The 17,158-nt window shown below is 64.4% G+C and carries 15 protein-coding genes and 1 pseudogene; 5 read left to right on the top strand and 11 right to left on the bottom strand.

What is annotated here, in order from left to right; genetic code table 11:
- Positions 1-11 precede the first annotated feature (11 nt).
- Positions 12-698, top strand: coding sequence for a glutathione S-transferase family protein (locus VL15_RS24290; RefSeq protein WP_048249030.1), 687 nt, complete (start codon positions 12-14; stop codon positions 696-698).
- Between the two features lie 49 nt (positions 699-747).
- A complete protein-coding gene (locus VL15_RS24285) occupies positions 748-1,113 on the top strand; it encodes a nuclear transport factor 2 family protein (protein WP_048249029.1) in 366 nt (121 codons plus the stop codon).
- Between the two features lie 58 nt (positions 1,114-1,171).
- Here the strand turns inward: VL15_RS24285 and VL15_RS24280 are convergent, their stop codons facing one another.
- From VL15_RS24280 to VL15_RS24260, 5 genes and pseudogenes are all read right to left on the bottom strand, one after another.
- Positions 1,172-3,550, bottom strand: a complete 2,379-nt coding sequence (locus VL15_RS24280; protein ID WP_230684508.1) for an LPS-assembly protein LptD — start codon at positions 3,548-3,550, stop codon at positions 1,172-1,174.
- Positions 3,534-5,756, bottom strand: a pseudogene (gene bamA / locus VL15_RS24275) (outer membrane protein assembly factor BamA); the annotation flags it as partial. The pseudogene bamA and the gene VL15_RS24280, both read right to left, overlap by 17 nt.
- A 125-nt stretch (positions 5,757-5,881) precedes the next feature.
- On the bottom strand, positions 5,882-6,229 hold the full coding sequence (locus VL15_RS24270; RefSeq protein ID WP_048249028.1) for a hypothetical protein: 348 nt from the start codon (positions 6,227-6,229) through the stop codon (positions 5,882-5,884).
- A 137-nt stretch (positions 6,230-6,366) separates the two neighbouring features.
- Complete coding sequence (locus tag VL15_RS24265) at positions 6,367-6,756, bottom strand: hypothetical protein (protein WP_155420290.1); 390 nt, start codon at positions 6,754-6,756, stop codon at positions 6,367-6,369.
- Positions 6,757-7,137: 381 nt separating this feature from the next.
- Positions 7,138-8,304 carry a porin gene (locus VL15_RS24260; protein ID WP_419188689.1) on the bottom strand — a complete coding sequence of 389 codons (1,167 nt, stop codon included), beginning with the start codon at positions 8,302-8,304 and terminating at the stop codon, positions 7,138-7,140.
- Positions 8,305-8,786: 482 nt separating this feature from the next.
- Here VL15_RS24260 and VL15_RS24255 point away from each other — a divergent pair, with 482 nt between their 5' ends.
- Positions 8,787-10,031, top strand: coding sequence for a hypothetical protein (locus tag VL15_RS24255; protein ID WP_048249027.1), 1,245 nt, complete (start codon positions 8,787-8,789; stop codon positions 10,029-10,031).
- A 41-nt stretch (positions 10,032-10,072) separates the two neighbouring features.
- Here VL15_RS24255 and VL15_RS24250 read toward each other — a convergent pair whose 3' ends face one another.
- From VL15_RS24250 to VL15_RS24235, 4 genes are all read right to left on the bottom strand, one after another.
- Positions 10,073-11,602, bottom strand: a complete 1,530-nt coding sequence (locus tag VL15_RS24250; protein WP_048249026.1) for an amidase — start codon at positions 11,600-11,602, stop codon at positions 10,073-10,075.
- Between the two features lie 89 nt (positions 11,603-11,691).
- Positions 11,692-12,654, bottom strand: coding sequence for a LysR family transcriptional regulator (locus VL15_RS24245; RefSeq protein ID WP_048249025.1), 963 nt, complete (start codon positions 12,652-12,654; stop codon positions 11,692-11,694).
- Between the two features lie 25 nt (positions 12,655-12,679).
- The gene (locus tag VL15_RS24240; RefSeq protein ID WP_080970933.1) at positions 12,680-13,915 is read right to left on the bottom strand and encodes an MFS transporter; all 1,236 of its coding nucleotides are present in this window, start codon (positions 13,913-13,915) and stop codon (positions 12,680-12,682) included.
- Positions 13,916-14,286: 371 nt separating this feature from the next.
- Entirely contained in the window at positions 14,287-14,892 is a 606-nt protein-coding gene (locus tag VL15_RS24235; RefSeq protein WP_048249023.1) for a TetR/AcrR family transcriptional regulator, read from the bottom strand.
- 131 nt (positions 14,893-15,023) lie between these two features.
- Between VL15_RS24235 and VL15_RS24230 the strand changes: the two genes are divergently transcribed.
- Both VL15_RS24230 and VL15_RS24225 read left to right on the top strand, forming a co-directional pair.
- A complete protein-coding gene (locus tag VL15_RS24230) occupies positions 15,024-15,947 on the top strand; it encodes an NAD-dependent epimerase/dehydratase family protein (protein WP_048249022.1) in 924 nt (307 codons plus the stop codon).
- 2 nt (positions 15,948-15,949) lie between these two features.
- Positions 15,950-16,294, top strand: a complete 345-nt coding sequence (locus VL15_RS24225; protein ID WP_048249078.1) for a DoxX family protein — start codon at positions 15,950-15,952, stop codon at positions 16,292-16,294.
- A 48-nt stretch (positions 16,295-16,342) separates the two neighbouring features.
- On the opposite strand, the gene VL15_RS42115 is transcribed toward VL15_RS24225, so the two are convergent.
- Positions 16,343-16,510 carry a hypothetical protein gene (locus VL15_RS42115; protein WP_155420288.1) on the bottom strand — a complete coding sequence of 56 codons (168 nt, stop codon included), beginning with the start codon at positions 16,508-16,510 and terminating at the stop codon, positions 16,343-16,345.
- 126 nt (positions 16,511-16,636) lie between these two features.
- Positions 16,637-16,963 carry a hypothetical protein gene (locus VL15_RS24220; protein WP_048249021.1) on the bottom strand — a complete coding sequence of 109 codons (327 nt, stop codon included), beginning with the start codon at positions 16,961-16,963 and terminating at the stop codon, positions 16,637-16,639.
- Positions 16,964-17,158 lie beyond the last annotated feature (195 nt).

Below are 17,158 nucleotides of genomic sequence, written 5' to 3'. Positions count from 1 at the left end.
AGAGATGAATCATGGAACCCCAACTCGAAAGAAAGAATGCCGTCGCCGCCGGCGAGCCCGATTCGGCCACGCTGGAAGTTTTCGCATTCGCGACGCCCAACAGCGTCAAGGTACCCATCGCGCTGGAAGAGATGGGTGTCGACTATCGGCTCGTGCCCGTCGACCTGCGCCGGGGCGAGCACAAGACCGACGCGTTCAGGGCGATGAATCCCGACGCAAAGGTGCCGGTACTGGTCGACCGCTCGGCTCATGACGATGGCGACATCGTGCTGAGCGAGTCGGCCGCGATCCTGGTGTATCTGGCGGAGAAGACCGGGCAACTGCTGCCCAGCGACGGTCCGCAACGCGGCAAGGTGTTCGAACAGCTGTTTTTCCACGCGTCGGGGCTGAGCCCGGCTTTTCTGCAGGCCTTCCGGGTGGCGATTCACGCGTCGCCGGAACCGGACGCGAAAGCGCGCGCGCTGGCGGAAGTGGATCGGACGCTGGGCGTGCTCGAGCATGTGCTCGAACGCAGCCGATACGTGGCCGGTGATGCTTACAGCATCGCGGACATCGCGCACTTCGGCTGGGTGTGGCGCCATCAGGCGATCGGCGCGTCGCTCGACCGCTTTCCGGCCGTCGCACGCTGGTACGACGAAATCGCCGCGCGTCCGGCGGTCGTCACCGCCGTCGACAGAACCCTGGCACTCGCGCGGTAACGCGAGGGCATGCGTTGAATATTTACGTCACTTGATCAGGAGAACGAAAATGAGCGACCGTATCCATGAACTGCTCGACCGCAATCTGCAGGAAGTGTTCGGCGAGGGCGATGCGGCGCGCCGACGCGCCGCGATCGAAGCGCTTTATACCGACGACTGTGTGCTCTACGTGCCACCCGGCACGTTCGTCGGGCACGACGCGCTCGACAAGTTTGCCGGCGATTTGCGTGCGACGCATCCGCATTTCGTCTACACCCCGCATGGCAAGCCGCAGGCACTCCATAACGCCGGCCGCATCGCGTGGGGTTCCGGGCCACGCGGCGAAGCGCCCGAATATACGGGCGAGGACGTGATCATCGTGCGCGACGGGAAGATCGCCGCACTCTATGTGTTCCTCGATTCGGAGCCGTCGTAGGCGTGCGGTGCGCGCGTGGTTTCTTCGCCGAGTGGAATGAGTCGCCCTTCGAGACAGCTTACGGATAATCCGTGAACCGCGAGGTCGGCGCCGGCAGCGTCGGTGTCGAATAACCGGGCACGTTCGCGCGGAATTGCTGCAGCAGCCCGTTGTCGATGCGGCTCAACGCGTTGAGCTGCAACTGCATCAGCACGCGGGTTCCGGTGGTCGGCGACGTGGTGCCGTTGTAGTTGGTGTACTTCTGGAGCGCGATGCTGACGGCCCAGCAGTCGGCCGCATACTGGAACCCGAGTAGCCCGCTGACCAGCCGGTGCGCGTCCAGATCGTAGTCGACCGAGCCGACGCCCGACAACGCGTGCGTCAGCGGCCATTGCGCGGACAGCAGCACCTGGTTCTCGGGCTCGTCGTCGAGGGTCGCGTTCGCACGGGCGTACAGGTACGCGAGATTGATCACCTTGCCGGCGGTCGGCTTCCAGTCGATGCCGGCCGTGGCCTGGGTCAGTTCGCTGCTCGACTGGTTGTATTCGACGGCCTGCTGCAGCTCGAGGCCGGTGCCGAGATGGAACGCGGCGCCGGCGATCACGTCGGTCGGGCCGACCGTCGGCGGTGTGTCGCCCGGCATCGTGACCTGCGACGCGCGAAAGTAATACTCCTGCGCGAGCATGAAGCGCGCGAGCTCGGTGCCGCTGCCGGCATCGACGAATCGCGTGGTGACGCCGGCCGTCAAGCGGTTCATGTCGCTGACGCGGTCGCCGCCGACGAAGCGGTTGCTCGTGAAGATCTCGGCGAGACCGAAGTCGAGCGGCGCGGTGTCGAACGCCGGCGCGAAGGTCTGGTTGCGGTACGGCGTATAGACGTAGTACAGCCTCGGTTCGAGCGTCTGGATCATGTCGATGCCGAACAGCCGGACCGCGCGCTCGAACGTAGCGCCCATGTCGAGGCTCGCAGTCGGCACGTTGACGGTGAAATTCTTCGGTTGCCCGGCCGGCGCGTCGCTGCCGATCGACGTGAGGTCGTATGACGCCGCATGCCACTGGAGCGTCGGCGTCACGTACCAGCCGGGCGTCACGACCGGGTAGCTGACCGAGGTGTCGAACGTCAGCCGGTTGCCTTCGGTCGAATCGGCGGTCGGGATCGTGAAGCGCGTCGCGTTCACGTCGGCGCTGAAATCGAAGCCGCCGACGTTGTAGCGCGTGTATTTCGCATCGAGCTCCGGTTCGCGGTTGTACGGCGGCGTGGTGGTGAACGACTGCCAGTTCTGCACGCGCGCGAGCACCGACCACGGCCCGTGGTTGTAGGTGACGCCCGCTTCCTGCTGGAACAGCGTCTGCGAACCGACGACGAGCGAGTTCGCGCTCGAGAAGTCCGACGGCACCGATGCGTCGGACACGCGGTTGTAGTTCGCATACGCGGCGAAGCCGTTGCCGAGGTTCTCGCGATGCTGGAACGCGATCGAGTAGCGGTTGGTGTGCGTCGTTGCGTCATCCGGCAGCACGCTGACGGACAGCGAGCCGGAATAGGTCGGGCTCAGGTAGCGGTAGTCGGTCGTCAGCATCGCGCCGCGCTTGGTCATCAGCCGGGGCGTGACCGTCAGGTCGTAGTTGGGCGCGAGGTTGAAATAGATCGGCACCGCGATGTCGTCGCCGTTGGTCGAGCTGACCGCGAACGTGGGCGGCAGGATGCCGCTGTGGCGCTCGCCGTTCAGCGGGAACGACATCCACGGCGACGCGAACACCGGGACGCCCGCGAAAAACAGCACGCCGTCGTGCGCGACGCCTTCGCCGGCGTCGTTGTCGAGATCGAGCCGCGAGGCGCTGAGATACCACGCCGGATTTTTCGTGCAGTGACAGGTCGTGTACGTGCCGTCGTAGACGACCTCGCGCGCGTCGTCGAGCAGGTCGACGCGCGTGCCGGAGCCCGAGCCGCTCGTGAGGTTGAAGCGGTAGTGCGGCGACGTCATCGTGCCTTCGACGCTGTCGAGCTGCAGGTGCGCATCGGGGCCGGCGAATGCGTTGCCGTCGTGGACGACCCGCACATGGCCGTATGCGTCGGTCATGTCGGTGTCGGCGTCGTAGTGGATCGCATCGGCCTTCACGACCGACGGGCCGCGGCGCAGTTCGGCGTTGCCGTGCAGCGACAGGTCCTGGTCGACGGTGCCGGTGGCCGTCGCGCCGATGCCGAACGTCGTCGCGACCTGGCCGGCCGCGAGCGGATGCTCGACGAGCTGCGACGCGATGCGCAGCCCCCACGTATCGCCGATCCGGTATGGGTCCGCCGCGCCGTTCTGCAATTGCGCGTCGGCGTCGCGCGGCGCGCAGATCGCGATCGACAGCGCGGCCTCGACGAGCAGTGCGATCGCCGACGCGCGGAGACGGGCGACGAGGCCGCCGCGCGCTGCGTTGCGCGGGCCGGTGGCGGGATCAGAACGACGTGCCAATCTGGAACTGGAACTTCTGATACTGGTCGCCGGTGTGGTGGACGATCGGCAGCGCGTAGTCGATCTTCAGCGGGCCGATCGGCGAGATCCATTCGAGCCCGATGCCGTAGCTGTACCGCAAGCCGTTCGCGCCGACGCTGTTGCCTTCGGTGCCCCATACGTTGCCGCCGTCGACGAACGTGAATACGCGCAGCGTGCGGTCGTAGCCGCTGCCGGGCAGCGGCACGGTCATCTCGACGTTGCCGACCACCATCTTCGACCCGCCGATCGGGTCGCCGGTCGTCGCATCGCGTGGGCCGAGCGAACCGGGCTCGTAGCCGCGCACCGAACCGATGCCGCCCGCGAAGTAGTTCTTGAAGATCGGGTAGGGTTGCCCGCCGAGGCCGTTACCGTAGCCGGCCTGGAAGTTCATTCCGAGCACCAGGCCGCGCGCGAACGAGTGGTAGTACTGCGCCTGCACGTCGGTCTTGTAGTACGACACGGTGCCGATCGGCGTGCCGTATTCCGCGTTCGCCTGCAGGAAGTAACCGCGCCCCGGGATCAGCGCGCTGTCGCGCATGTCGCGCGACCAGCCGACCGTAAACGGCGCGACGTTCGACACGCGGCCGAACGTGTTCACGTAGTCGATATAGCTCTGCGGGGTGGTCGAATCGATGTCGAGGCGATCCTGTTCGAGCCCGAGCCCGAAATACACCATGTCGCTTTCGGAGAACGGGATCCCGAACTTCGTGTCCAGACCGTACGAGATGATCCGGAAGCTGGTGTCGTTCGTGCTCGAGTAGTAGAGCGGCTGGGTCGTCTTGTAGTACACGTCGGTGATGCGCTTGACGCCGTCGATCGTGAAGTACGGATCGGTCTGCGACACCGTCAGCGTGCGCATCGTCGTCGCGGTGTTCGCATTGACGGCGATCGTCTGGCCGCTGCCGAACACGTTGTCCTGCGACACGCCGGCCGAGATGATCGGGCCTTCGCCGGAACCGTAACCGAGGCCGAGCGAGATCGTGCCGGTCGGCTTCTCGGTGACTTTCACGTGCACGTCGACCTGGTCGGCGGTGCCCTCGACCGGCACGGTCGTGACGTCGACGTCGGTGAAATAGCCGAGGCGGTTGATGCGGTCCTTCGACAGCTTGAGCCGCGACGAATCGAACCACGCATCTTCCATCTGGCGCATTTCGCGGCGGATCACCTCGTCGCGCGTGCGCGTGTTGCCGGAAATGTCGACGTGCCGCACGTAGACGCGGCGTCCGGGCGTGACCTGCAGCGTCAGGTCGACCTTGTGATGCTGCTGGTCGATCTGCGGGACCGTATTGATGGCGGCGAACGCGTAACCATACTCGCCGAGCTTGTCGATCAGCGCCTGCGTCGTGTCCTTGAGCTTCGCCGCGGAAAAGCGCTCTCCCGCGCGAATCTCGATGATCCGGTTCAGTTCGGCCTCGCGCCCGAGCAGGTCGCCGGCCAGCCGGATGCCGGAGATCGTGTATGGCTGGCCTTCGTGCAGCGTGATGGTCAGGTCCATGTCCTTGCGGTCCGGGGACAGCGACACCTGGGTCGACTCGATGTTGAACTCCAGATAACCGCGATCGAGGTAGTACGCGCGGACGGCGTCGAGGTCGGTCGCGAGCTTGTCCTTCGAATACAGGTCGTCCTTCGTGTACCAGGAGAACCAGTTCGGCGTCGACAGCTGCATTTCGTCGCGCAGCGTCGCGTCGCTGAATACGTGGTTGCCGAGGAAGGCGACCTGCCGGATCTTCGCGCTCGGCCCTTCGATGACGGAGAACAGCAGGCCCACGCGGTTGCGGTCGATCGGGCTGACGGTGGTCGTCACCTCGGCCGCGTAGTAGCCGCGCGTCAGGTACTGCCGCTTGAGTTCCTGCTCGGCCTTGCTGACGAGCGACGGGTCGTACGCGTGGCCGGACACCAGGCCGACCGATTTCATCGCCTTCTCGATCGCGTCCTTGTCGAACTCGTGGAGTCCCGCGAAATCGATCGTGCCGATCACCGAGCGTTCGGCGACGTTCGCGATCACGACGTTGCCTTCGGTCGCGATCCGCACGTCGTTGAAGAACCCGGTCGCGTAAAGCGCGCGGATCGCGGCCGATGCCTTGTCGTCGGTGAAGGTGTCGCCGATCTTGAACGGCAGATAGGAAAACACGGTGCCGGGCTCGATGCGCGTCAGACCCTCGACGCGGATGTCCTGGATTGCGAAACCGGTCGACGCCGGTGTGTCGGGCGCCGTTTGCGCGGCCTGCGCCGGTTGCGCGTGGATCGGGAATACGACTGGCGTGAGCCAGCAAAGCCGGGCGAGCCAGCCTAAGCTCATCGAACGCGTCTTCACTGCCAGTCGATCCCGTCGTCGAGCGCGTGAACGCGATGTTCGGCGTCGTTCTGCGCATCGCGCACGAGCAGGCGCGATACGGTGTCGACATGCGATTCGGCCAGCTGATGCACGGCCGCGTAACCGTTGCCGCAGACGGCATTCAGCGACAGCCCGGGTGCATAGCGGCCGGTGAGCCGGCAGCGGAAGAGCGGGCGCGCGTCGAGTGCGGGCGCGGTGCCGGCCGCGGACACGACCGCCCGCGAGTCGATCGGCAGCAGAAACCAGGTACGGGCGCCGAGATCCGACAACGCATAGGCGGACGGGCGCTGGGCGAGCGCGGCGGTCGGGGAAGGGATTCGCATGATGGGCATGTCCTGGCAGAAAGCAACGGAAAGCCACGATCCGCGCCGGAATAGGCGGATCATGATGATTCGCATAGCGAATTAAATGGGGTCTAGCTCGGCGGTCTGGCGCGACAGCGGTTAGCGCCGATCGCGCATCAGTTCAGCATCGCGTGGTTGACCGGGGCGGTCATTTCAGGCGGCGACGCAAGCGCTTCAACGAGGTTGGTCAGGTTGCCGGACGGCAGCGCGAACGCGATCCAGCCCATCCCGACGTGACGGATCGACAGCACCGCGCCGTCGTAGTCGGCGAGCCGGTCGACGCGCCAGCACGGGTCGATCTGCAGCGGATACTGGCCTTCCGGCGGTTCGACCGGATGCGTCGGCTGCATTGCGGCCCGTGCGGTCGCGAGTTGCAGGATCATCTGGTCGATGTCGTTGACGCCGATTACGGACGTCTGGCCGTCGATCGTGAATCGGATCACTGGATACCCGGATTCGGTGGAGACTTCCATGCGCATCGTGTGATACATGATCGGGCCTTTCACTTTCGCTGTCGGGGAGGACGGCCGCCATCGGCGTGGCCGGTATGCGGTGTGACGGAAGCATAGGTCACGCGATCGTCAAATAAATTTCAAGATTGTTTCGTCATATTCAGGACTCCGTGAATGACGTGTTGTAAGCGGAATGAATTGGATCTCGTGCAAGAGTGGCTGTCTATTATTGAGATATTCGATGACGCCGACAGCGGGCAATGGGCGCGATCGGTAATCGATGCTGCGTGATGATGCGTGACGCGCCATCGTTTGCCGGGTTTTCGCATCGGGGAGCGCATTTCAGCGCGTTGGACGGCTGCAATATTTCAAACGATCGCGGCGAAAAACGGTCGTACGCCGGCCGTCGCGAACGACGGCCGGCGCCGCTTGCGATTAGAACCGGTGGCGGATACCGAGGCTGACCATGTCCTGGCTGTTTGTGCCGGCGACGCCATACGAGCCGATCGACGCGTCGGCGCTCGACACGGTGCCATCGGTGTTCAGCTGCGTGCCGGTCGCCTTCTGCCACGCACCCACGAGATACACGTCGGTCCGCTTCGACAGGCTGTAGTCGGCGCCGAGCGACACCTGGTTATAGGATGCGTTGGTGTCGCCGCTCGCATGCGTATAGCTGTAGCCGAGGCCGAGCAGCAGCGCCGGCGTGGCCTGGTAGTTGAAATAGGCCTGGCCCGTGTTGAACTTCTCGGTCGACGCGAATGCCGACTGCGCGTCCGCCTTGTACGCCGAATTGCTGTACGCGAGGCCGACCGTGTACGGCCCGGCGATGTAGCGCGCGGCGACGCGCGCGATATTGATCGACTTCGCCGTTGCGTAGCCCGAGTTGACCGGGCCGTCGAAGGTGCCGTCCGACGTCGACGACCAGCCGGTGCGTGCGAGTGTCGAATTCGAGTTGTCCGCCACGTAGTAACCGGCGGCCAGCGAGAACGGGCCGTTGTTGTACGAGGCCGCGACCGCCCACGTCTGACCCGATCCGGTTTGCCCCGCGACGCCGCCGAGCGCGTACATCGTCTCGACCTGCAGCCCGCCGTAGCTCGGCGAAAGGTATTTGATCGCGTTGTTGGTGCGCGAACTGTTGTCGTAATTGTCGACGTCGCCGGCGGTGGCGAACGTGCTGCCGAAATAATTGTCCTCGGTAAGGCCCTGAACCTGGTCGACGAGCGGATCGTACTGGCGGCCGAGCGTGACCGTGCCGTATTGATTGCTTTGAAGGCCGACGTAGGCCTGGCGGCCGAACAGCGAGGTCGTGCCGTTGTAGGTGCCCATCTTGCCGTTGTTGACGTTGAAGCCGTTCTCGAGCTGGAAGATCGCCTTCAGCCCGCCGCCGAGATCCTCGCTGCCCATCAGGCCCCAGCGGCTGCCGGACAGGTTGCCCGAATAAAGGCCGAGCTGGTTGCTGCCGGTGGGCGTGGCGTTGTGCGTGAACTGCAGCGACTCGTCGATGACGCCGTACAGCGTCACCGTGCTCTGTGCGTGCGCGGCAGTGAAGCCGGTGAGCAACGCGAGCGACAACAGCGATTTCCTCAAAATACCTTTCATCATGAACTCTCCTGGCATGTAACGGGACTGCTTGCGTTCCTGCCGAATCGATCGGCCTTCGTCAGGAGCCGCCATTAGGTCAGGTCACAATTTTCAGTCCGTTGGGAATCTACAACGACGGGTTTACCGCCGGTTTCCGCAAAGCGTTCATGTAATGTGATGGTTGCGTGCGCAATCGATTTGATGCGTTGCGCGGCGAGGTGCGACTCGCCGCGCGAGCCGTGTCGCACGGGGCTGCGTCGGTGGCGGTTGGTCATGTTGCGGCGCGAAGCGATGCGAGAGTGCGCATTCGCGCGTCAAATGCCGTAATGAAACTGGAGTGGGGAAATCGGGCGATGCTCGGGCTGGTATGAAATCCGCTTGCCTGGTGCTCGAGTGCGGCCGGTAAATCACCGTAACCGAGCCCGTAAACCGGGTAATTCCACAGGAACCTACACTGGATCGACGTGATGGACGAACTTCAACGCAACGATCCAATGGCTTCCATGAACTCGACCCAAGCGGTGTTTCTGCATTCCGGATATGGTGCGACCGACGGCTGGCTGTGGTCCTGCCTCCGTGATCTCGATGGCGTGATGGCCTACGACGAGCCACTGCGCGCGATGGTCGAGTCGGTCGATTACGCGCAATATGCCGGCACCGGTTCGGAAGGACCCGCGCCCGGCCGGCGGCCGGCCGCGAGCGTTGCCGATACGCTCAGACAGGACGCGCTCGGCACGTCCCGCGTCGAGATGGCGTTTTGTGCCAATCAGTTCGAAGACGCGACGCCCGAATACGCGGGCGACGTCGAATACTTTCTGCGCGAACTGATGGCGCAGGCGTTCGATCGCGGGTGCATTCCGGTATTCCGGTTCGGCGAATCGCTCGGACGCCTCGCGTGGATGCGCCGCGCGTTCCCGGACGTCGTTCACATCGTCGTCGCGCGCAATCCGCTCGCGCAGTGGCAGTCGTGCTGCGACCGGCTCGTCGCGCATCGCGATGCGCACTGCATCGCGCTGCCGTACCTGGCGCTCGCGTGCGGCCGCAGCGTGCCGGCGGTCGAGCGCGTCGTCGTCGGCTTGCGAATCGATTTGCCGGACAAGTTCCCGTGCGTCGGCGAGCGGCCGGCCGATCACAGCATCGAATTCTTCAAGGCGCACGCGGCGTATGTCGGGCCGGCCGCTACCTATCGCGCCTTTCTCGGCTGCTGGCTGCTCGCGATGCGGCATGCGACGACTCACGCGGATGCGATCTTCGATTGCGACCTGGCGATCCGGTCGCATGCGTACCTGAGTGCCGCGGAAGCGTGGATCGCGAACCTGACCGGATTGACGCCGTCGATACGTGCCGCGCACCGGAACCATGCGGTCCGTAGCCGCACGCTGTCGTGCTCCGACGACGAGGACGTGCATCTCGCCGCAATGGAAATCGGCAAGTTACTCGTGCGCGACGGCAGCGCACCGGTCGATGCGCTCGCGCTGTGGGCGAGCAAGCTGGCCGAGGCGACGCTGGGCGCGCGCGCCGATGCGGATGCCACAGCCGCCTATGCACACATGTGCGTCGATCAGGCGATGCGGATCGTGGATCTTGCCGCGGCCGGCAGCTTCGGCTGTGACACCGTGCTTGCGAGCGAACTCGCGATGATGAAGGCGGCGCTGGGTGGGCTGGCCGAGCAGGGCGCGGAACGGCGAGCGGGGCCGTGGTCGCGGTTGACGAGCACGGCGCGCAATTTCCTGGCGGCGCGGCGGTAGACAGCGGCCGCCAGATACCTCGGCGATAAGCAGCGCGTCGCTCAGGCCACGGAAGAGGCGACATTGGACGCCGACACGGCATCCAGTATCGGCGGATGCGTAACGATCGACTTCAGGTCGACCTGCGATGCGCGCAGCGTCGCGGCATCGGGAATCGGGCGGCGGGTTTCGTCGGACGACGCGAAGAGCATTTCGAACGAACGCGCCGCATCGAGCAGCGCAAGATCGCCCCGGAACGCGCCGATCATTTGCAGACCGAATGGCATGCCGCGATGATCGACACCGCATGGCAGCGACAATGCCGGATTCGTCGCGAGCGTCGCGACGTACGTGAGCGACAACCAGCGATAGTAGTTCTCGAGTTCGACACCATTCACCGATTTCAGATACGGCTGCGTCCACGGAAACGGCGAGACGGGCGTCGTCGGCGAAAGAATCACGTCGTAACAGTCGAACAGCGTCTGGAAGCGGCGGAACAAGCGTGTCTGGTCGCCGTGTGCACGCACGCAATCCGCGAGCCCGAGGCCGATACCCATTTCGTAGTTCGCGCGCGGATTCGGGCCGAGTGAATCGGGGTTGGCCTCATACGCTTTTTGCAGGCCCGCGACGAAGGCCTCCGCGCGCAGGACATCGAAGCAGCGATGCGCGCCCTCGAAGTCCACGTCGATCGGATCGCAGACGGCCACCTCGCGACGCAGGAAGTCGATCTTGCGGCGGAACACGGCGCGGATGTCGTTATCCACTTCGCATACGCCGAAATCTTCCGTGTAACCGATACGCAGTTTCGACAGGTCGGTGGGTGCGCGGCCGTCCATCGTCGGACTCATCGCGAACGGATAACCGAGCGGATCGGTGCTCGACTGGCCGACCGTCGCGGCGAGTTGCAGCCAGGTGTCTTCGACGGTGCGTCCCATCGGCCCGACCACCGCAATCGGCGTCCAGCCAAGCGGCTTGCGATCGCTCGGCACGAGCCCCGGCGAGGTGCGCAAACCGACCACACCGCATTTCGCGGCTGGAATACGCAACGAGCCGCCGGTGTCCGAACCGCTGGCAAGCGGCACCATGTCGAGCGCGAGCGCGGCCGCCGAGCCGCCCGACGAGCCACCGGCGTTCAGGCGCGGATCGAACGGATTGCCCGTCGCGCCCCACACGGGATTGAAGCTGTTCGCACCCGCACCCAGTTCCGGCACGTTGGTCTTGCCGACGACGATCGCACCCGCTGCGCGCAGGCGGCGCACCAGCGTGTTGTCGTGCGCAGGCACATTCGCGCGATAGATCGGTGAGCCGTACGTCGTCAGCAGGCCTGCGGTCTCTTCGAGATCCTTGATGCCGATGGGCAAGCCATGCAAGGCACCGACGGTATCGCCGCGTGCGAATCCGGCATCCGCCGCCCGGGCTTCGATCCGAGCACGTTCGAAGCTCGTCGCCGTGATGGCGTTGACATACGGATTGAGTGCTTCGATTCGCGCGATGCAGGCTTCAAGCAATTCGACGGCGGAAATTTCTCGCGCCTGCAACAACACACTCAGCTCGACGGCGCTGTGACGGGTCAGTTCGTGACGGTGGTTCATCGGACGGTGCTTTAAGTGACGAGGCAGGAGTCCGCTCAATGTAGACGACGAGAAAAACGGCCGCCAGTGATGATTATCGAACGGTCAGTTCACTTTTGTTCAACGCGTGCGGACGGCGAAATCCCGTTGCTCAGATGCTCGACAAACGATTGCAGCAGCGGCGGGAGTTCACGCCGCGCGAGGGTTTGAATTTCAATGGCACGCTCGCCGGTGGTGAGCTCCGGCACGGGCAACGCGACGAGTTCGCCGGACGCGAGACGCGGGCGCACCACGAGTTCGCCGCAGAACGTGACGGCGTCGCTTGCGAGCGTGAAACCGAGGAGCGTTTCGAGCGTCGCGCTGCGGAGTACGCTCTTGCACGCGACGCCTTCGCGGCTGCAATAGATATCGATCAGCTTGTGCAGCGTCGAATGCACCCCCGGCAAGGCGAGCGGGTACGCCAGCAATTCGCGAAACGACACCTGCTCGGCCCGCGCGAGCGGATGAGACGACGCGACGATCGCGAATACGGGCGAAGGCGCGGAAAAGCAGATCTGAATGTCCTTGGACGGCCCGAAGCTGAACGTGAGGCCGATATCGCATTCGCCGTCGCGCACGCGCTGCGTGACGCCGGCGGCCGTATCGACGACGACCTCGAACGAGGCCGGCGCGATCGTGCGACGGAAGTCCGCCATCGCACGCGGCAGAAAGTTGGCCGCGAATCCTTCGGTGCAGGCGATGCGGATCGTGCGTTCGGCCTCACCGCGCAGCGCGTCGATTTCCAGCGAAATCTGTTCGGCGTCGAGCTGCGAGCGGCGCGCATACGCGGCAAGCATTTCGCCCGCCTTGCTCGGGACCATGCCGCGCGATTGCCGCACGAAGAGCGGCGTGCCGAGCTCGTTCTCGAGCCGCGCAATCTGGCGGCTCACCGCGGATGGCACGACATTCAGGCGAGTGGCGGCGTCGGCGACGGAACCGGCGTTGACCACTTCGAGGAAATAACGGACCGCGGCTTCCTGAAGAATACGGGCGCTCATGATGGATCGACGGGAGGACACGCAATGTTCCATCATAACGTCCGGTGGGCGGGCGGCGCGATCAGGCCTCCTCGACAGCGCCGATGCGCGAATCTGCCTCGGGCGACAGCCGGATCGACAGACTGGTGACGAACGCAAATGCCGTTGCCACGATCAGGAAGCCGAATACCGCGTCATAGTTGCCGGTGACCGCGATCAGCAGGCCGATGACCGCGGGCGCGACAAATCCCGCGACCTGTCCGCCGAAGTTCACCATGCCGGTACCCGTGCCGATGAGTTTTTGCGGCAGGAATTTTGCCGGTAGCGCAAACACGCCGGCGAAGACGAACGACTTGAAGAAGTAGACGATGGCCTGATAGGTAATCACGCCGGCCACCGTTTCGGCGGTGTACATCTCGTAGAGGAAGAAGCCCGAGATCGCGCAGCACGCGGCCATCAGCCATTTTTCGCGGCCATCGAACCAGCGCGCGAGAATCCAGCCGCCGAGCGCCGTCGAGATGCTTGCCGCCACGAACGGCAGTGGCGTGAGCATGCCGACCGCCCTGAGATCGAGATGTCGTTCGGTCAGGAGATACGTGGGCATCCAGGCATCGAGTCCCTTGTTGACGATGCCCATGCCGAACCAGGTCAGCAGAATTTTCCACATCAGCGGCATCTTGAGGAGCGCGCGCGTTGCCGCGCCGTCGATGCGTGCGGGTCGGCCCGCCGAATCGCGCTTTTGATGCGTGTCCTTCACCGCGAACAGATAGAACAGCGCGAACACGAGACCCACGACACCCGCGACGACAAACGCATGACGCCAGCCGAGATACAGGATGAGGGGGGCGATGGCGAGCGGTGCGATGAAGCTGCCGACATAGTTCGACGACATGAGCAGCGCAAACAGTTTCGGGCGATCTTCCCGCGCACTCGATTCGGCCATGCCCTTCATGGCGGCACCGGGATAACCGCCTTCGCCGAGACCGAAGATGAAACGGATCGCGATCAGCGAAGCCAGCGACCACGCGAGACCGGTCATCAACGTGAATACCGACCACGACAGGATCGATACGACGATCACCTTCTTGCTGCCCCAGCGATCCGCGAGCCATCCGCCGGGAATCTGCATGGCGGCATAACCGATATAGAACGTGCTCATCACAATGCCGAGTGCCGCCGCGCCGACGTGGAACTCCTTGCCGATGGCGACGAACGACAGCGCGATCGCCGAGCGATCGATGTACGACAGACAAAAACCGAGGTAGAGCAGCGCGAACACCGCGAGGCTAGCGCGTTTGCTTTCATGGGGGTCGATCATGCCGAGCATCCGCCAACAGAGAGAAGACCGGGCCCGCTTCAGCTGTGCCGTGCAGTCCCACCGCGACTAGTCGAATCGATCGTAAGTAGCTACAAATGGGCCGACAAGTGACATATTCAGATTCCTCCGTTCGCGAAAAATCACTGAAACGGGCGGCGGGTGGTGGCGGCGTGGGTTCGTTTCACGCACGAGACGTATGCGTGCTTCGCATCGGGTGGACGACGACGCGTTCCGGTGTCGTCACGGTGGCAGAGTCGAATCGGGAGAGCCTGCGGCGCAGGCGGTCGCATCTCGATTCGGAAGGAAGCAAGCGCGTGATGTACGCGTGGTGCTCGCGGCAACAACTGTCCGGCATTGACGTGCGCCACTTCTTAACGAAGTGCAGCCGCAACCGCCTCGTCGACCTGCAACGCAAAGCGCGCATCGACATCGGGCACCGGGAAGCCGATCGACAGTTCCAGATACGCGTCGCCCAGCACCAGCTGAACGAATGTCGCTGCACGTAATGCAGCCGTCGATTCGTCGAATCGCTTTCGCAGAATTTTCGCGGCGAACGCACGCACGACCTTTGCGCCGTTTTCGTAAAACGCCTGGCCAAGTTCCGGGAGACGCTCGGCCTCGGCAACGATGGCCCGGTAAAGCCGCAGATTGTCCGGAACGATGAGGATCCGGGCCAAGGCCCATCCCAGTTCGCGCAACTCGGCTTCGGGCAAGCCATCGGCTTGTGCGTCCAGCGCGCCGGCAAGCACGCCACCCACCTGAGCGCACATCGAGGTCACCAGACCCACGAAGAGTGCTTCCTTCGACTTGAAGTGACGGTAGACCGTCTGTTTGCCGACGCCCGCGGCCGCGGCGACGTCGTCCATGGTTGCCAGGCCGAAACCCTGGCTTAAAAAAACGGTTTTCGCACCGTCGAGGATGGCGGACCGCTTGCGGCGTTGCAGCGGGCTCAAGTCGGGGACAGAGGAAGTGTTCATGCCCGATAAATATCAGATCGTCGAATGGTTGACAAGACTGATCAGTCTCGCCTACATTTGCCGAAACGAGACTGATGAGTCTCGTTTTTTGTGACCTGTCGACTTCGCGGGCACTCATCGAGGAAAACACCATGGAACTGTTCATTACAGGTGGTACGGGCTACATCGGGCAAGCGGTCGCGCGCAAGGCAATCCGCCTCGGCCATCAAGTGACGGCGCTGGTGCGCGACGACCGGTCGGCGGCCGCGAGTGCGCTGGTTCGTCTCGGCGTGAAACTGCATGCGGGCGACTTGCGTGAGCCGCAGTCCTTTGCCGCGACTGCCGGTGCCGCTGATGGCGTCGTGCACATGGCGTCGACCAACGATGCTTCCGCCGCTGCAGCCGACGAGGCCGCGGTTGACGCGATGCTTGCCCATTTGCGTCCCGGCGCGGCGTTCGTCTACACATCGGGCATATGGGTCTACGGCAATACGGAGGGCAAGCCGGCCACTGAAGCATCGGCGCTGAACCCGACCCCCCTCGTCGCCTGGCGGCCCGCCGTGGAGCAACGCGTGCAGGCGCTGGCAGCACGCCGTTCGATTGCCGCGGCGATCCTCAGGCCGGCGATGGTCCACGGCTACGGCGGCGGCATCTTCGGCATGCTTGCCGGCATGGTCGGCCAGACCGGCAGCGTGAGTATCGTCGGCGATGGCCGCAATCACTGGCCTGCCGTGCACGTCGATGATCTGGCCACGGCCTATCTGAGCGCGGTGGAGCGGCTGGCAAGCGGGGACGATCGCGTCGACGGACAGATCCTCAACGTGGTCGCGGAAGATGCGGTGGCGGTTGCCGAAATGGGTGAAGCGATTCGGGCCTCGGTCGGCGCCGACCGCGTCGAATGCTGGCCGCTCGACGCCGCTCGCCAATCGCTCGGGCCATTTGCCGACGCACTGGCGCTCGACCAGACGGTCAGCGGCCAGCATGCGCGGCACGTACTGGCATGGGAACCGCACGGCCCGGGCCTGATTGCGGACCTCTCCGCACGGGAGCATTTTCAGCAACGCACCGGAGCATGACGATGGCGTTCAACCCTGCTTCTGTTGAATCGATTCTCGCGACGATCGCAGCGGTGCTGTTCGCGGTTGCCGGCGTGGTCAATCTCTCAAGACGCGGCGCGGTGAAGCGCGACTTCGCACGCTGGGGTTACCCGGCATGGTTTCAGTTGCTCTGCGGCGCGCTCGAGCTGTTCAGTGCGGCACTTCTTGTTGGACCACAAACCAGAGTCCTGGGCCTGATGCTGGCCGGTGCGATCATGATCGGCGCGTTATTCACGTTGCTGCGAAATCGGGAGCCATTCCGGCATATCGCTCCGGCGCTTTTCTTTTCGGCGCTCATCGTGGTGACTGCGGCGATCCGCGGGTGAAGCCTGCTCGCCATCACGTGGGCGAGACCGGGACGCCAGGCCAGCAACTCACATTGCCTCTGGCGAAGGTCCGTTGTCGAGAGCGACGAGCATCGCGAGTAGGTCGTTGTCCGACAGATGTCCCCACTCGTTGAATGCGATGTCCGCACCGCGCTTCGCGTCGGCGGCCTGATCGGCGAGCACGCGTACGCCGAGCTCGTTCAGCACGACCGGCATGTCGCCCGACGACGCATGAACGCCGCCCGCGCACCGGGCGGTGAGCGAGTCGTGCAGTCGATCAAGTTTGTTTGCGGCAAGGCGGTGTCGGCATGCCGGTGTCGGCGTCGGCCGCGCGACGCGCGCTTACCAGCTGTGATGCGCGGCCCAGTCCTGCCGGCCCCACCAGCGGCGGCCATCCCAGTAGCGGCCGCCATGCCAGCCGAGCGCGATGCCGACCGTGGGCACCATCACGGGCGCGGCCACGACGGCCGGTGCATAGGGCGCGTAGGCCACCGGCGGTGCCGGAACGACGACCGGTGGCGGCGCGACATACACGGGTGCCGGTGCGACATAGACGGGCGCGGGCGCCGCAATGCCGAGACCGATCGAAATACCGGCCATCGCCGGCTGTACGGAAAGGCATGCAATCAGCACGCCCGAGCCGAGGACGGCCCATTGTTTCGCATTCATCGTGTCACCTCGTTGCGCTGGGAACGCCTTCAATCTAGTGGAAGGTCGGATGAATGAGAATTACACGGGGGTAACGTCCGATTTCTAAAAATAGCGGAGCCGCGGATGCGGCGATCAAGGGCGGCTTTCACGCACGCGGGTCGATCGTTAAACGGGATTACAGCCGTCGAATCGATACGCTCAAGCGCTTGATTG

The organism is Burkholderia cepacia (assembly GCF_001039005.1).
Classification (GTDB): Bacteria; Pseudomonadota; Gammaproteobacteria; order Burkholderiales; family Burkholderiaceae; genus Burkholderia; species Burkholderia theae.
Note: the sequence above shows the minus strand (reverse complement) of the source record. Positions and strands in the feature narration are given on the sequence as shown.

Bases quoted from the DNA above. Each gene is read 5' to 3' on its own strand.
- VL15_RS24290 (WP_048249030.1), top strand. From the start codon at position 12: ATGGAACCCCAACTCGAAAGAAAGAATGCCGTCGCCGCCGGCGAGCCC.
- VL15_RS24285 (WP_048249029.1), top strand. From the start codon at position 748: ATGAGCGACCGTATCCATGAACTGCTCGACCGCAATCTGCAGGAAGTG.
- VL15_RS24270 (WP_048249028.1), bottom strand. From the start codon at position 6,229: ATGCGAATCCCTTCCCCGACCGCCGCGCTCGCCCAGCGCCCGTCCGCC.
- VL15_RS24260 (WP_419188689.1), bottom strand. From the start codon at position 8,304: ATGATGAAAGGTATTTTGAGGAAATCGCTGTTGTCGCTCGCGTTGCTC.
- VL15_RS24255 (WP_048249027.1), top strand. From the start codon at position 8,787: ATGAACTCGACCCAAGCGGTGTTTCTGCATTCCGGATATGGTGCGACC.
- VL15_RS24250 (WP_048249026.1), bottom strand. From the start codon at position 11,602: ATGAACCACCGTCACGAACTGACCCGTCACAGCGCCGTCGAGCTGAGT.
- VL15_RS24245 (WP_048249025.1), bottom strand. From the start codon at position 12,654: ATGATGGAACATTGCGTGTCCTCCCGTCGATCCATCATGAGCGCCCGT.
- VL15_RS24240 (WP_080970933.1), bottom strand. From the start codon at position 13,915: ATGATCGACCCCCATGAAAGCAAACGCGCTAGCCTCGCGGTGTTCGCG.
- VL15_RS24235 (WP_048249023.1), bottom strand. From the start codon at position 14,892: ATGAACACTTCCTCTGTCCCCGACTTGAGCCCGCTGCAACGCCGCAAG.
- VL15_RS24230 (WP_048249022.1), top strand. From the start codon at position 15,024: ATGGAACTGTTCATTACAGGTGGTACGGGCTACATCGGGCAAGCGGTC.
- VL15_RS24225 (WP_048249078.1), top strand. From the start codon at position 15,950: ATGGCGTTCAACCCTGCTTCTGTTGAATCGATTCTCGCGACGATCGCA.
- VL15_RS42115 (WP_155420288.1), bottom strand. From the start codon at position 16,510: ATGCCGGTCGTGCTGAACGAGCTCGGCGTACGCGTGCTCGCCGATCAG.
- VL15_RS24220 (WP_048249021.1), bottom strand. From the start codon at position 16,963: ATGAATGCGAAACAATGGGCCGTCCTCGGCTCGGGCGTGCTGATTGCA.